Annotated in this window: 14 protein-coding genes; 7 read left to right on the top strand and 7 right to left on the bottom strand. The window is 57.4% G+C overall.

What is annotated here, in order from left to right:
- The first annotated feature begins 44 nt into the window (after window positions 1–44).
- Complete coding sequence (locus N6L25_RS11080; protein WP_271980221.1) at window positions 45–449, top strand: DUF6165 family protein; 405 nt, start codon at window positions 45–47, stop codon at window positions 447–449.
- Between the two features lie 436 nt (window positions 450–885).
- Here the strand turns inward: N6L25_RS11080 and N6L25_RS11075 are convergent, their stop codons facing one another.
- Window positions 886–1,944, bottom strand: a complete 1,059-nt coding sequence (locus tag N6L25_RS11075) for a glycosyltransferase family 9 protein (RefSeq protein WP_271980219.1) — start codon at window positions 1,942–1,944, stop codon at window positions 886–888.
- 156 nt (window positions 1,945–2,100) lie between these two features.
- Here N6L25_RS11075 and N6L25_RS11070 point away from each other — a divergent pair, with 156 nt between their 5' ends.
- Genes N6L25_RS11070 through N6L25_RS11045 form a run of 6 tightly spaced genes read left to right on the top strand, consistent with a single transcriptional unit; the run spans window position 2,101 to window position 7,198 of the window.
- Window positions 2,101–2,814: a 3-deoxy-D-manno-octulosonic acid kinase gene (locus N6L25_RS11070; protein ID WP_271980217.1), complete on the top strand. Its 714-nt coding sequence runs from the start codon at window positions 2,101–2,103 to the stop codon at window positions 2,812–2,814.
- A gap of 33 nt (window positions 2,815–2,847) precedes the next feature.
- Window positions 2,848–3,531: a hypothetical protein gene (locus N6L25_RS11065; RefSeq protein ID WP_271980215.1), complete on the top strand. Its 684-nt coding sequence runs from the start codon at window positions 2,848–2,850 to the stop codon at window positions 3,529–3,531.
- Window positions 3,528–4,805, top strand: coding sequence for an O-antigen ligase family protein (locus N6L25_RS11060; protein WP_271980213.1), 1,278 nt, complete (start codon window positions 3,528–3,530; stop codon window positions 4,803–4,805). The genes N6L25_RS11065 and N6L25_RS11060 overlap by 4 nt, the downstream gene beginning before the upstream one ends.
- A gap of 47 nt (window positions 4,806–4,852) precedes the next feature.
- Complete coding sequence (locus tag N6L25_RS11055) at window positions 4,853–5,599, top strand: glycosyltransferase family 32 protein (protein WP_271980211.1); 747 nt, start codon at window positions 4,853–4,855, stop codon at window positions 5,597–5,599.
- Window positions 5,600–5,632: 33 nt separating this feature from the next.
- Entirely contained in the window at window positions 5,633–6,298 is a 666-nt protein-coding gene (locus N6L25_RS11050) for a hypothetical protein (protein WP_271980209.1), read from the top strand.
- A gap of 18 nt (window positions 6,299–6,316) precedes the next feature.
- On the top strand, window positions 6,317–7,198 hold the full coding sequence (locus N6L25_RS11045) for a glycosyltransferase family 2 protein (protein ID WP_271980206.1): 882 nt from the start codon (window positions 6,317–6,319) through the stop codon (window positions 7,196–7,198).
- A 9-nt stretch (window positions 7,199–7,207) separates the two neighbouring features.
- On the opposite strand, the gene N6L25_RS11040 is transcribed toward N6L25_RS11045, so the two are convergent.
- The 6 genes from N6L25_RS11040 to N6L25_RS11015 form a co-directional block, all read right to left on the bottom strand.
- Window positions 7,208–8,377 (bottom strand): polysaccharide pyruvyl transferase family protein, encoded by a 1,170-nt coding sequence (locus N6L25_RS11040; RefSeq protein WP_271980203.1) that lies wholly within the window; start codon window positions 8,375–8,377, stop codon window positions 7,208–7,210.
- The gene (locus N6L25_RS11035) at window positions 8,374–9,690 is read right to left on the bottom strand and encodes a Coenzyme F420 hydrogenase/dehydrogenase, beta subunit C-terminal domain (RefSeq protein WP_271980200.1); all 1,317 of its coding nucleotides are present in this window, start codon (window positions 9,688–9,690) and stop codon (window positions 8,374–8,376) included. The genes N6L25_RS11040 and N6L25_RS11035 overlap by 4 nt, the downstream gene beginning before the upstream one ends.
- 523 nt (window positions 9,691–10,213) lie before the next feature.
- Window positions 10,214–11,377: a glycosyltransferase gene (locus tag N6L25_RS11030; protein ID WP_271980198.1), complete on the bottom strand. Its 1,164-nt coding sequence runs from the start codon at window positions 11,375–11,377 to the stop codon at window positions 10,214–10,216.
- Between the two features lie 44 nt (window positions 11,378–11,421).
- The gene (locus tag N6L25_RS11025; protein WP_271980196.1) at window positions 11,422–12,270 is read right to left on the bottom strand and encodes a glycosyltransferase family 2 protein; all 849 of its coding nucleotides are present in this window, start codon (window positions 12,268–12,270) and stop codon (window positions 11,422–11,424) included.
- 100 nt (window positions 12,271–12,370) lie between these two features.
- The gene (locus N6L25_RS11020; RefSeq protein ID WP_271980194.1) at window positions 12,371–13,483 is read right to left on the bottom strand and encodes a glycosyltransferase family 4 protein; all 1,113 of its coding nucleotides are present in this window, start codon (window positions 13,481–13,483) and stop codon (window positions 12,371–12,373) included.
- Between the two features lie 91 nt (window positions 13,484–13,574).
- A complete protein-coding gene (locus N6L25_RS11015; protein WP_271980500.1) occupies window positions 13,575–14,477 on the bottom strand; it encodes a lysophospholipid acyltransferase family protein in 903 nt (300 codons plus the stop codon).
- Between the last annotated feature and the right edge of the window lie 59 nt (window positions 14,478–14,536).

Genomic DNA, 14,536 nt, shown 5'->3' with positions numbered 1-14,536 from the left:
TCGCTCCATCCTTTTTGATCTACTCCACACTCCAGGACGACAACATGACTGACGTTATCAAGGTGCCGGTCTCCTTTGGCGAGGTGCTCGACAAGATCACCATTCTCGAAATCAAATCCGAGCGCATCGCGGATGCCGCCAAGGTGAAGAACGTTCGCCTCGAGTTGGACGAACTCAGCCGCACCTGGGATGAAGCGGTGGAAAATCAGGCGGCCATCGCCGAGCTGCGCCAGCAACTCAAGGCGGTTAACGAGCAGCTTTGGGAAATCGAAGACGATATCCGCGACCAGGAAGCGGCCCAGGACTTTGGTGACCGGTTCATCGAACTGGCGCGGGCGGTTTACGTTACCAACGACAAGCGTGCCGCCATCAAGAAAGACATCAACCTGGCGCTGGGTTCCCGCTTTGTGGAAGAGAAGTCCTACCAGGATTACACTGCCAAGCAGTAACTTGCGGCGTTCCCCTCCGCTGATTGAATGGCCTACGAAATGAGGCAGTAACCTGCTCGTTTTGCGCCAGCGGCCAGCGGAGGCGCTTTCTCCACCGCCCTCCAAGGTACCTCCATGTACCTGTCGTGCGCCGCGGCATCCATGCCGCTGTTCCGAAAGCGCCTCCGCTGGCCGCGATTGGACTTTTCAGATAGGTATACTGGCTGAGCGCCGGACAATTGCGCGTAGGATGCCGGTGAGCACAGCGAGCCGCATCAGACCCAGCCTGATCGATCCGGTGCGATTGATGCGGTTCGGCTACGCCTCTCCACATCCTACCAATGCCCCAGCTGACCAGGACGATTGCGTGTAGGATGCCGGTGAGCACAGCGAACCGCATCAAGTCCACCCCGATAAACCGGCGCGAAGGACTAGCCTGCCTGGAGGCGCTTTCCGTCTACGCCCGACTCGCTTGGCCGATGACGGAGTCTTGTTCGGCCACCCACTTGTCCAGCATCGCGGTCACGTCTTCCACTGTCACCAGTTCCATCGCCCCCTCAAATTCCGCCTTGGCGCCCCAGCGGGCCTGTTCCACCGATTTGCCGGTGAATTTCCGCAGTGCCTCCGGGTAGCGATTTACGCACCAGTGCAGAGAGTTGTAGGGGCCAGAGCGGTTGGGGTTGCTGGCGGCGAACAGGCCCAATACATCGGTGCCCACGGCGCTGGCGATGTGGGCCGGCCCGGTGTCCGGCGCCACCACCAGGTCGGCGTGGCTCAGCAGGGCGGTCAGCTGCTTGAGGGTGTCCTTGCCGCAGATGTTGTGGACCGGTTCGGACATGGTCTGCTCAATGGCGGCGCAGTAATCCAGCTCGAAAGGCGCGGGGCTGCCCACCAGGGTGACCTTCATGTTGTGCTGGCGAATCGCGTAATCCGCCAGTTGGGCGTAACGCTCGGCCGGCCAGTTTCTCAGGGTGTGACTGGCACAGGGGCTGATGACCAGGTTCCTGCGGTCGGTCGCCAGCTGGGCGCGGGCAAAGGCATGGTCCTCGGGTGACAGCGGGATGCTCCAGCGGGGCGGGGCCGCTTGCAGGCCGAGGGGCTCCAGGAAGCTGGCCAGGCAGTCGCGGACATGCTGGTGCGCGGCCGGCGCGATCCGCCGGTTGATGAACAGGCTATGCAGGTCCTTGCTGCGGGCCTTGTCGTAGCCAATCTTGATCCGTGCAGGAATGCACCTGGCCGCCAGGTTGGCGCGGAAGGCCACCTGCATGTGCAGCAGGGCATCGAACCGCCGGCCCTTCATGGTCTTGCGAAGGTCGGCATAGCCCTGCCGCCCGGCTTTCTTGTCGAAGACAATGAACTCCACGCCGGGCAGATCGCCGATCAGCTTGGCCTCGATCTTGCCGATGACCCAGGTGATCTTCAGGTCCGGCCACTGTTCTCGCAAGCTGAGGACCACGGGAATGACATGGGTCACGTCGCCCAGGGCGGACAGGCGAAGTATGCAAATGGAGTTCATGGCGGGGGTTCCGTCTCGGGGGTGGCCGCGCCGGTAGCGAGGCCCCTGTGTTCATTGGTAAACTTGGCGCCATTCTAACGCACTCCCCGGCGAACGTCCTCCGATAGCCCCGGGGCAGACGCATGACCCGGTAGAAACATCTGGTGACAATTTTTCATGGCTGATTCCGAGGTTTATCTGCCGGGACCCCACTGCGCATTGCTGAGCTGCGGCTCCTCCGAAAGCGCCGCGCAGCCCGACTGGTTTGATCCCGGCTGGTGGGGTGATCAGGCCACCCCGGTGAGCGAAGGCGGCAGGGGCGGTGCCTGGTTCATCCATCAACACGAGGGCGACTGGGTACTGCGGCATTATCGCCGTGGCGGCTTGCCCGCCAAGGTCTCGCAACGCAGTTACCTGTTTGTCTCCGAGCGTCGCTGCCGGTCGTTTGCCGAGTTCCGCCTGCTCCGGCAGCTGCAAGCGTTGGGGTTGCCAGTGCCGGAACCGGTCGCGGCCTTTTACTGTAAGCGTGCGCCGTGGCTCTACCAGGCCGCGATACTGGTCCGGCGGATTCCCGGGGCGGAGCCGCTGCCAGCCAGCGACCGCTTGCGGGAGGACGGACTCTGGCAGCAGGTCGGGCAAATGATTCGGCGATTCCATGATGCCGGCCTGGACCATGTCGACCTCAACGTCGACAACATCCTGGTGGCGGGGAATCGGGTCTACCTGATCGATTTTGATCGCTGCCGCCTGCACGAGCCTGGCACCGGAAATGGCTGGCGCGAGCGCAACCTGGGCCGGCTGAAGCGCTCGGTGGAGAAACGCTGCCAGTCATTGCCGGAAGCGCAGCGGGAACGGCTGTGGCAGTGCCTGCGTGCCGCCTATGCCGGTTGACACACCCTTACCTCATGACAGAACAACACCCGAATGACTGAGATCGAACTGATATCAGAACTCCATGCCAACACCCGCCGTACCCGAATTACCTACCATGGGCGGATAAACGGGCGTGACGCCGCTATCAAATGTTACCGGCGCCCACTGTTTGGGTTCATTCATTGGATTCGGGCGCAGCGTAGGGGGCTCAGGATTCGTCGGGTCGGCGGTCCCGTTCCCGAGATTGTCTATTCCGGCTGGCTGGCACAGCGTCGGTGTTTCTGTTTTGCCACTGCATTTTTGGATGGGTACCGGCCAATGCGGGAAGTGCTTCGTGAAGCAGCTCCTGAACGACAGCTGCAACTTATCCGGCTACTGGGTCAGACGCTTGCTGAAGTACACAAGTGTGGGATCGAGCAGCCGGATGGGAACCTAACCAATTTTCTGGTGAATGACCAGAATGAGCTGGCCATGGTGGATGAAGACGATATTCGGGTGTATTCAAAGAAACTGTCATGCGGTGTGGCTATGAACAATCTTGGGAATATCGCTGCGAGGCTGCCTGATGGGGAGCTGCCTGTGGCGCTGAGTGCTGGATACCTTGGCGCTTTGTCGTCCGAGCGAAAATCAGACGATTGGGATCGTGCGCTGTATTTGGAGAAGCTGCAGTTTTGGCGGAATACATTGAATGAAAAGCGTGCGAGTAGAAATATTGCTCCCCGTCAGTTTGATTGAATGAAACGTTGAGTGTTCGCGGGGGAAAGGTTTTGGGATCAGGTGGTGTAAGAGGCTGGGCGCTGCAGCCGTGGTTTTTCCTGAGCATGCTTTGTTTGTTTTCCATGCTTCTCTGGCAGAGGTCTACAGGGGCCGGTTACAATATTTATGACTTGCTAATTAGTGTGCCCTCCTTGTGTGTCCTTTTCCCGCTAATGCTATATCGCGGCTGGATTACCCGTGAGGTGCTTCTAGGGTCATTGCCGCTGCTTCTGTTTGTGCTCTATGCCGTTTTTTCAACTCTTTGGGCTGAATCGCCGGATATTTCAAAGACTCTGCGTGCCGCGCTTCAGGTTCTGGCGTTGTATTTGGTGTTCTTGTATTTCCGGGTTTCGGGGCGCTCCTCGTTGTTAAAGAATGCACTGTTTGTGGCCTGTATAGGAGTGGCGCTGCTGTGCCTGTGGCACCTGGTTGTCATGTATGTGGTGTATGGAGCGCCTTGGGGCGTTACCTTGTACCACGGAGTCAGTCAGGAATCGTTAGGCCAATATGGCGTCAAGCCGATCAATGCCATGCACGCCACAATGATGGTTGCACCGCAGGCAGCGTTGTTACTCGGGTTGCTCGCCGAACCAGGAAATCGAGCTTATCGTTTCATCGGTGTGGTTGCTTTGGTCGTTCTGTGCTTGTTCCTGGTTGCTCTCGAACGGAGAACGGGGCAGCTGGCGATTATCGTCGCTTTTTTGGGGGGGGCGCTAGTTTACCGAAACCAGGTCTGGTATTGGCTTCTGGCTTTGGGGCTGTTTGCTGGGATAATCGCCTATTGGATCGCTCCCGAGTTTTTCTTGAGTCGTGGCTTGTCATGGCGTCCCGCCATCTGGATCTCGGCACTACAGTCAATTCTTGATGCCCCAGTTTTGGGTCATGGGGTGACGAATGCCCCGGCTCCGGTTGAAGTAAAGACGGTTGGTGGGGGAGTGCAGTGGTTTGACCATCCTCACAATATGTTTTTGTCCGTTGCCTATTTTACGGGTGCAATTGGCCTGCTTTTATGGTGCCTGGTTTGGGTGCCCGTGGTCATAAAAGCGGTATTCGCTGATTCGCCCATCAAGAGTGAGCGCTATATGGTTGTAGCGATGGTGGTCGGGGCAACGGTTCTGATGTTTGACGGGGGGAACGCCCTCGCTCCATTCCACTTTGATTGGTTTGCATTTTGGGTTCCAGCCATGTTGTTGGTAGCGAACAATGTTGCTGGTGGCATAGACGCTGAAACTGCCAGGGCAACACAACGTTAGAGTCTATATATGTTTTTGTGCCGAAGTTTCGAGCTGGAAGTGGGTCTATGACAAATATCCCTCGTAAGTTTCATTTCATCTGGATAGGTGACGAATCGCTTCGCCCCGATGCTTATATCGAGACCTGGAGAGAGTTTCACCCAGATGTGGAAGTTAAGGTCTGGGGTAATCGTGAGTGGAAAGAAAGAGAGTGGCTAAACTCTGCACAGATGGAAAAAATTGCCCAGCTTGATCGTGGATATGCGGGCGTAGCAGATCTTATGCGTTGGGAAATTCTGTACGCTGAGGGGGGGATTGCTCTAGATGCAGATTCGGTCTGTTTGCAACGCCTGCCGGATTGGCTTTTTTCCTGCGATCTTTTTGCGGTTTGGGAAAATGAGAGGGTTCGACCGGGGCTGGTGGCGAATGGTTATGTTGGAGCCGTTCCAGGCCACCGAACTATCAAAAAAGTTATCGATTATGTAAACAGCATCGAGAATGTCTCTCGGAGATTCGTCTGGAAGCGGCTCAAGTTCAAGGAACGAAAGGTCTGGCAGACAACCGGACCTGTACCTTTTACTAATGCTATACGTGATGCTGAAAACAGTGACGCGACGATTTTGCCGAGCCATTTTTTTCTCCCCATTCATCACTCCGGTGAACTGTATACGGGCCATGGCCCCATTTATGCCTGTGAGCTGTTTGCGGGGACGAAAGCGACTTATGCGAGTATGAAAGCGAGCAAGAGCAGCGATTTAATTGAAGCAACCCGCGCGCAATTACGGGCAATGGTTCAGAAGGTCGGTGGGGACTGATGGCGCAATCTTATTTTACCGACAGGTTGTGCAATGATTACTGAGAAAGGTCGCTTCGCTCAGTTTCGACGCAATTGGACGACCAGAGCCAGAGCGACCCGAAAAGACCGTTCGAACAGGCTCGAGTTCGGAAACAACGCACCAAAATATGCAGAGCGCCTCTGGGTGAGAACCAGGGACCTGGAATACGGCCTGAAGCATTGGAGCTCAAAAAAGAGTGCGTTAGTCGTTACTGTTTGGCCGGAAGACCTGTCTCGTTCCCTGTACGACTGGGTGACCATTCAGGCGTGCCTTGACCATTGGGTAAGGGGCGTCTCTTGGGAAGAAACCGGTTTGATTAATCAGATGATGGCGTGGATTGACGAGAAAGGAAAAGTTGATCGTCTTTCCACTCGTGCAGAGGTGTTGAAGCGATACGAACAGTTGGACGTCCTCTACGAAGCCGTGCTGAAAGAGCGGCGGCTCCGAACCCGGAGCGAGCTGGTGGCCGGTAACTTCCGTGAGGAGGGTGGCGTTCTTGTTCATCTTGGCCCTGAGGGTAGGCCTTTCTTTGGCGGCAAGGGTAATCACCGGTTGGCGATCGCCATTGCTGCCGGGCTGGAGTATTTTCCTGCCCAGTTAGGAGTGGTCCACCTCTCAGCTCTGGATTCATTGCCGCAATACAGGCATTGCTCTGCCTCCCATCCGCTCCCGTCATAGACCGTAAATGGTTCGAATATGCCCAGATTGTCCTTTGTAATACCTACTCATAATCGACACGAAATGCTGCTGGCAGCAGTTGCTTCTGTTTATGCTCAGACACTGGGTGACTGGGAGCTTATCGTTGTTGATGATGGAAGTGCCGAGCCCGTCGAGCAGGCCTTGGGTTCTCACGATCAAAGGCTGATCGTTCACCGAAACCCCAGCCCAATCGGGGCTGCCGCTTCCCGAAACCTGGGAGCACGGCTGGCGAAATCTGAATTTATCGCATTTCTGGATGATGATGACACCCTCGAGCCGGATTATGCGTCACGGCTGCTGAAGCTGATGGTCGAGTACGGTGAAGCGGTGGGGTTTGCTTGGCCAGCGTTAAGAGTCATCGATAACGTCAAAAACGAAGAGTCCGTTGCTCAGAGCGACCCATGCCTGATCTCCGGCACTACTGGAACTGAGGCATCATACGTTGCCAGTGCCTATACCCGTACAACGGGTATGATGTTTCGTACGGCGACTTTCCGGGCCAGGGGCGGGTTTGATGAAAGCCTGGCTGTATCTGAGGATCGCGAATTTGTGTTCAGATTGCTTTCCGAAGGCGTAGGCTGCAGTTCCGTTCCGGATAAACTTGTGAATTTCTATATTCACGCCGGTCCGAGGTTAAGTACCGATGCGAACCTGCAGCGGCAGGCGGGCTGTGACACAAGGGTTCTGGAGCGGCATCGGGCGTTTATCCTTAGCCACCCCAGGCTTGCTTCCCGCTATTTGAATCTTGTGGCCAAACGCCAAAAACTGGCCGGTTGGAAAAACGACTATGAGAAGACGCTCAAGCTTCTTTTGCGGGTTCGCCCTTTCGATTTAAGGGCATGGCGTCGACTCTTGTTATCGAGGCTCTGGCGTAGCTGACCTGCGCTTTTAGCGATCGTTCAGTTGCTCGGGTTCGTTCTGGTGAACCGCCAGAGCACTGGCCAGAAACGCTTTGGACGTTTTGGCTGCCGACTCCAGTCGTTGGTTGATCACCGGCCAGTCAATTGGCGTATCCAAAAGCGCCTGGGAGAGCTTGTCCTTCGAGGTTATCAAGCGCTCCTCGAGCCCTAATAGGCCGAGCAGAGATTGAAATCGCGATAGGCCACGTCCTGGATTGCCGATTGCAAGGAACGGCTTGTTAAACAGAATGGCAAATGCGGTTCCATGAAATGAGTCTGTTAAGACAAAGTCGGAGTCTCTAACCCCCTGGAGCCAGGCTTCAACCGCTGGGTATCGACAGGAGTCTATCTTGGCAAGCGCTGTGTTTTGTAACGAGTGTCGGGGTTTTACCGTAAACGTCTCTTTCCCTAAAAGTGTTTCGGCAGCTGAAATGATGCTGCGCTTCTCCGAGCTTTCATCCAAAACATAACAGAACACACCGGAACGTTTCGGCTGTTCCGGAGCCTTCGAAATCAAGGCCTCGTAGTGAGCTTGGGATAGCAGCATTGTAGGATCCAGGACCCACTCGGCTTTTACTCCGAGATGCTCCCGGCAAAGTGTGACAGCAGACTTCTCACGAACCGATATTGCGGTAAATTCGCTGGCCAGTGCTCTGCCTTGAGAAGTCTGTTTATCTGAAAACTCCCATTGGTCTACGCCAAATGACGCCGCATAACTTATTTTAACGGTATGTGCGAAAGCGGGGCTGGCGGTGAAATCCAGAAAGAAGTTGGGGAGGCATGGGGAATACCTCGGCCGCCAAACCTGATCGCTTCCCACCAGATACCCGTCAAAGCGTTGATTCTTGCAATAGGTGGCAAGTTTGCGTGAGGAGTGCAGCGTAGGTGACATTTTCAGATGCTTGGATCGAAATGCTTCCAGGTTGCTGTGTACAAATGACTTCCGGGCCTTTGTAGGTATCGTTTTTATGCGCCCTTGAAGTTTTTTTATGCCGTACTTACCGTAATCGCGGTAGGTCTTTATCGGTCGGACAGGTTTGCGTCTGTCGAGAGTTTCGGCGTCGACACCGAGCTCTCGTAACACTATTTGCATAGCGTAAGCCTGCAAGAGTCCACCGTAGTTGTGGCCCAAAGGTTGAGTAAGGATTGCTATTTTCATGGGCGACCTAGCAACTTCTGTTTCAGTTTCTTTAGCTTTGCAAGTAATTTTTCGATCAGTCCTGGTCGAATACGTTTGTATTCCCGGTACACCGTGCCGAAGCTATCAAGGTATATCGACAGATCTCCAGCGGTCTTGGCTTTTAAAAAGGAGGTGTGTGAGATCTCGCGCATTCTGATGCGCAGCAATTGGCGCTGCCGTTCGTGTTTTGGAAGTCGCTTTGACGATGCCGATATACGTTTCGGGGGTGTCCAGTGGCCTGCATCCTGTTCAAGACGCAGCCGGTAGCTCAGCCCTTCCCGCCGGTGCCTCAGTCCCGCATCCTGGGATAGAAGCGTCTCTTCCACGCTGAGGGGTTTTATCTCGATGCGGTCATCCTCGGCTGCTGAGAGAAGAAGCCCCTCCAGGTGTTTGTTCCTGACGACGAGAAGGTTGGTGCCCAGAGGGTCGTGGACGTACTGGGGCAACCAGGCGTCTCCTAGCACTAGATCAGCGGTTTCCGCAAAGACATCGTCACAGAAATCGCAAGCTTTGTACTTGAAGGTGCCTGCTCCCCAGTCTGTTCCTAGTAGCTCTTTGGTTGGAATGATTCGCTCTTCGGTGTCACTGGCCGCCAATGTGCAGTACCTGTCGGCCCTGTCAGTATTATCCTTGACGCGAAAGTCGATGCGCTTGAGACGATCCGAAGCAATTCCGGCTTGCCATGCAAGGCTCTCGGCATAGCCTGAGCTTTTCAGGTGCCCACACACGAGCCCGATGCAGAACCGGATCCGTTCTTTCATCACCGGATCATTCTGCTGTAAGAGCCGGATACTTTTGATGAAGCAGGGTAGGCCGATGATTGCATAGCGACCCGGTGTCTTTCTTACCTCTTTCAGTGCTTCCGAGAGTTCTACGGGGTAGTATCTGGATTTGCCTCCCAGGGCTATTTCTTGGGGCGAACCCGATAGTTGATAGCTGAATAAAAGATTCTCACTCTGCTCGGGGGCCGCTGGCCGCACATGAATGACGTAATCGACGGCCCCAGTTTCGAGCAGTTCATTGAGAATCCAGGAGCCAAAACCACCAGAGCTGCCCCTCTCTCTAAAGCCCTCCTGCGTAACGTGCCCCCCGTAGAGTGATCTGAAATAGCCCAGGCCATCTACTTTTTGACCGCATGCGTCTGAAAAAAGGCCGAGACCAATCGTATCCTCATCCGGCACGTTCGCAGAAAAAGGACATACCTTGCTCGCAGAAGCGGATGGCTGAGGCTGCGTCCGATCATTCTGGGTGACCGCATAAGCCTCATATTGGCCGTGCTCGTTCAATGCCATTGAGAATGGCGAACCTTTGATAGCCGCACAAGTGCCGCACCCTATGCATAGACCATTTGAAATCACGGTCTGTTCCAGATCTGTGGTAATTGTGCGAGGGTGATGCCCCATAACGATGTCCTTCTGGCCGAGCAATGCTCTTGATGCGGAGTCACGAAGAGCTTTCTTGTTTGATGGGAGCTCTTTTAGTCGCCGCAATAATATCATTTAAAGCCGCTTGGAATTGTTGTTCTGCGTAGGTAGGTGGTGCCAACACGTAAACTTGGCCATTGTGCAAGTTCAGGAATTGAGAAGGATAGCAAATGGTGAACGCCAGTTTGAATTAGGATCAAGTCCGATTCATCTTTCTCGCAGCCGGATGGCCCTTCAGCGCTCAACAGCATAGTGTCCCGCACGGAACCAATGGTCATCGCCGGGTGCTCTATTTAGAACTGCCGGCGATTGTAATTATTAATGCATCGGGCCCGCAAGCGGCTGTTCCAGTTGCGTCGCAGCTGTTGAAAGCGGCCTTTTTCGGTGATGCTCATTGCGGTTGACCGTTGCCGGGGTGGCTGTCCAGGAACGCTTCTACCACCACGGCGCTGCCAAAGGGTGCCAGCCAGTCGGGCTTCACCTCGATGGGCAATTGGGCGAGCACCTTTTTCAGGCCGTCGGCCAGACCGTCTGGGGTACGCGGGGTCAGGAACGCTTCCAGTTCACCACGGAATACATCCCGCACGCCGCCCCGGCTGTCCACCGACAGGATGGGGGTGCCGCAGGCCAGGGCCTCGGTCAGCACAATGCCCAGTCCCTCGTATTCCGAGGCCAGCACAAACAGCTCGGCCCGGCGCATCCAGGGGTAGGGGTTGGCCCGCAGGCCGGCAAACAGGACCCGCTCGCCAATACCCAGGGCGCGGGCCTTCGCCTCCAGCGCGGAGCGCAAGGCGCCGTCGCCGACAATCACCAGCTTATGGGGTGGTTGGGCCTTGGCATAGGCTTCCAGCAGCAGTTCGTGGCCTTTTTGTGGGACCAGACGGGCGACGTTGAGCAGGTAGGGCTCGTCGGGAATGTCCGGATCGTTTTGCTCGGCCAGGGCGCGAATCTGTTCAACCGGGCAGGGGTTGGTAACCACCCGCAGGCTCAGCGGCTCGATTCCACCCCGGGTGAAGGCTGCTTGTGCCGATTCCTGCACGCCGGACGAGACGCAGACCAGATGGCGATGGTGGAAGACCAGTTTCCATTCCAGGCGCTTCTGCCAGGCCGGCCGGTCGTGATGGATGACGTTCTCAAGTACATAGGTGTTGCGATCGTCCCGGAATGACCAGAAATACTTGAAGGTGCCGAGGCCACGGAAGATGATGCGGTCAAAGCGGCCGTAGTGTTGCTCCAGTTTCTGAATGCGCCGTTGCAGCAGCCAGCCATTGAGCCAGCCCACCCACATGAAGTGGGACTTGGGCAGAATCACCCCCAGCAACAGGCGGGATAGCAAAAACACGGGAATGCCGATGACGGATTTCAGCAGCGCCTGCAGTTGGTCATGATGATGCAGGTGTACTGCTGCGTGGGCGGGCTTCAAATCGTTGGGGCGATGGCGGCAGGACAGCAAGTGGCTGTCATGGCCCTGCTCGGCGAATGCGTCGGCGAGATTGACGGCCACACGCTCCATGCCGCCCATTTTGAGGCTGTGAATAACAACCAGGGTTCTCATGGGAAATTCCTGACGTGAGGGGTTTCGAGTCAGCGGGGCGGGTGTTAGCCCCGCTGTTTGACGATGCCGTTTTCCGCCCAGTGGGTACGGTGTTTCTTGACCGCTTTGCGAATGGCGCGGTTCTTCTCCCAAATTTCCGGCTTGGCATAGCCGCGGGCGTGATCCAGGTGCAGGCACACGGTGGTGTAGCGGATTTGCCGGGATTTATGCCCATAGTTCCACAGACGTTCGCCCAACTCCCGGTCCAGGCCACCGTACTGCATGTCCTCGTTGAAACCGTTGACGGCGACCAGGTCCTTGGTCCAGGTGGAACTGTTCATGCCGTTCCAGCTGGCGGCAGCGGGGGTGATGGTGTTCATCAGCTTCTGGCGGAACGCCGAGCGGGTCAGCTTGGTGAGCTTGTGGGTCTTGGGTTGTCCCTGGGCCACCAGCCAGTCGATGGAAAAGATGTCGCCGTCACGGATGTGCTGTTCGGTGATCAGTTCCGATACCGGCATGGTCAGCTTGATATAGCCGCCGGACAGGAAATAGCCGGGCCGGGCCAGCCGCGCGTGGGTGGCCACAAAATTGGGTTCGGGAATGCAGTCGCCATCGGTGAAGATCAGGTAGTCGCACTCGGTTTCCCGGATCGCCTTGTTGAGAATCTGGCACTTGCGAAAGCCCTGGTCTTCATGCCAAACGTGGTCGATGGTCAGCCGGCCCCGTTCCTGGTATTTGCGCACCATCTCGGCGGTGTCGCTACCGGAGCCGTCGTCGGCAATGATCACTCGGAACTCGCGAAAGGTCTGCTGCTCGTAGCCGATCAGCACCTTCTCGAGCCACAGCGGGGAGTTATAGGTGGTGATGACGACGCCAATGTTCTCAGGTGGCTTGGGGGGCTGACGCTTTAGCATAAGGCTTTCCGGCTACTCCTTTCACTGACGGCAGGGCTAACGAGGGGGCTGCCGTCCAATTTGGCGTCAGTATACAGGTTTTAGCATCGTGATTGGCACCTCATCGGGCCGCGGGCCTGTCGGAAGCAAGGCGGGAAAAGCCCGGCTGCCGGCGCTGATCCAAACTCCGGTACAGCTCCAGGGTTGTCTGGACAAAGCGCTCCGGCGCGAACCGGGTTTGCAGTCGATGTACGGCGGCCTGCGCCAGCCGTTCCCGCAGTGCCGCTGAACCCAGTAGCTGCTCCAGCGCCCTGGCCAGGGCGCCTGGGTCCGCCGGCGGCACCACCAGACCACTGCGGTCATGCTCAATCAGTTCGGTTGACCCGGGTATATCGGTGATCACCGTGGCCACGCCCTGAGCCATCGCTTCTTTCACCGCCCGCGGCAGACCTTCGACCGTGGACGGCTGGGCATAGACATCGGCCCACTTCAGCCAGTGTGCAGCGCGGGGTTGAGGCCCAGCCAGAACGATACGCCGGGCGGCGGGGCCGGATCGTACCAGCTCGGGGATGTCGGCGTCGTAGTCGCCGATGACCACGAGGTGGGCGCTGTCCGAGCGGGTCTGGTGGAAAGCCTCGATCAGATACCGGAGACCCTTGTGGGGCCGCCCTGCCGAGTTGCCGATAGTCATCACCGTCGGGCAGCCTGCCGGCAGCGAAGGAAACCGATCGGGTGGGGTTGGGTCGGAGTCGAGCCATTGTTGGCTGTAGCCTTTGGCGTTCAATACCAGTTTGTGGCGGGGTAGGAAGCGGGCCAGGTAATCGTGGATGGCCTGGCTGACGCAGATGACCCGGGCCACGCGCGGATTCAGGATGCCCAGCCAGTAGGTGGGGTCGAAGCGACGGATCCGGGAATTGGTGCCCCGGTAGCCGATGATCCTCACTCGGGTGAAGTAGCTGGCCCAGATGGCATTGGCTAGGGATGAGGAATCGACCGCATGGATCACCGTAATGCCGAGTGTTCGCACCAGTTGGCGGATCTGGGCGATCAACGCCGGTTGACATTTGCCCCGGCCCGGGCGGGCTGCAATAAAGAGCCCGTGTTGCTCCAGGGTGGGGCGAGCCAGGGAATGGGGCGATGCCAGTACCCGGATGGCAACCCCTAAGCGGTGCAGGCTGAGGAGCAGGTGCAGTTCGGAAGCATCGGGGTGGGGCTTGATAAAGAGTACGCGCATCGGTTTGGCCATCTAATTGCGATGACCACACTCTACCCAGCGACTGTTAAGGTTTTCTTAAGGAGTTATTCAGAAGCACCATAAACGGCGCCTACTTGCAGCGGCGATCCGGGTAGTAGGGGTTGACCTCGCCGGTGGGGCGGTGACGCATGCGCTTGTATTCCCACTGGTACTGGGCGGGCAGTGCTCGTACGCACTGTTCGATGGAGTGGTTCAGCGCGGTGGTGGCCACCACCGGATCGGGGTCGGCCAGCCCCGGCACCACGGGCCGCACCACCAGGCGGAAGCCCTGGCCGGCCGGCAGGCGTTCGGCGTAGGTGATCAGGGCCTGGGCGCCGGTCCTCTGCATCAGCTTTGATACCAGCGTCATGGTACGTACTTCCATGCCGAAGAACGGTGCGTAGGCGTTGCCCTTGCCGCGGGGGGACTGGTCCGGCAGGATGCCTGCCACGCCGCCTTCCCGCAGCAAGGCGACCAGGCGGGCCAGTCCCCGGCGGTCGCCGCGCACCAGTTCGGAGCCCAATCGTCCCCGGACCCGGATCATGTAGTCCTCGAATTCGCGAATATGGGGTGGGCTGTACAGCGCCGCCATCTTGAAACGGGACGAGAAGTACAGGCCGGCCAGTTCCCAGTTGCCCAGGTGCGGTGCCAGCAGGATCAGCCCTCGACCACTGGCCATGGCCTCGGTGACCAGCGCTTCGCCTTCCACTTCCTGAATCAGCCCCAGGCATTTGTCCACCGGCCATTCCCACATCAACGGAATCTCCAGGGCCGTCTGACCGGTATGAGCCAGGCTGTCCCGGGCCAGGGCCTGGCGCTCCTGGGTGGAGAGGTCGGGAAAGCCGATGCCGAGATTGATTTCGGTAACCCGTCTCGATTCGGACCTAAGCCACCAACTCAATGTTCCCAGCCAGCGACCGATAGCCTGGGCGGCCCGCAGGGGCAATTTGCCGGCCAGTTTAAGGGCGAATATAAGGAAGGAGGCTTTTGACAGAGTCACGTTGACAGGGTCCCGGATCACAGATTGAGCGTGTGCGGCAAGCTATCACTATC

The organism is Marinobacter sp. SS21, assembly GCF_028369065.1.
Lineage (GTDB): Bacteria > Pseudomonadota > Gammaproteobacteria > Pseudomonadales > Oleiphilaceae > Marinobacter.
Note: the sequence above shows the minus strand (reverse complement) of the source record. Positions and strands in the feature narration are given on the sequence as shown.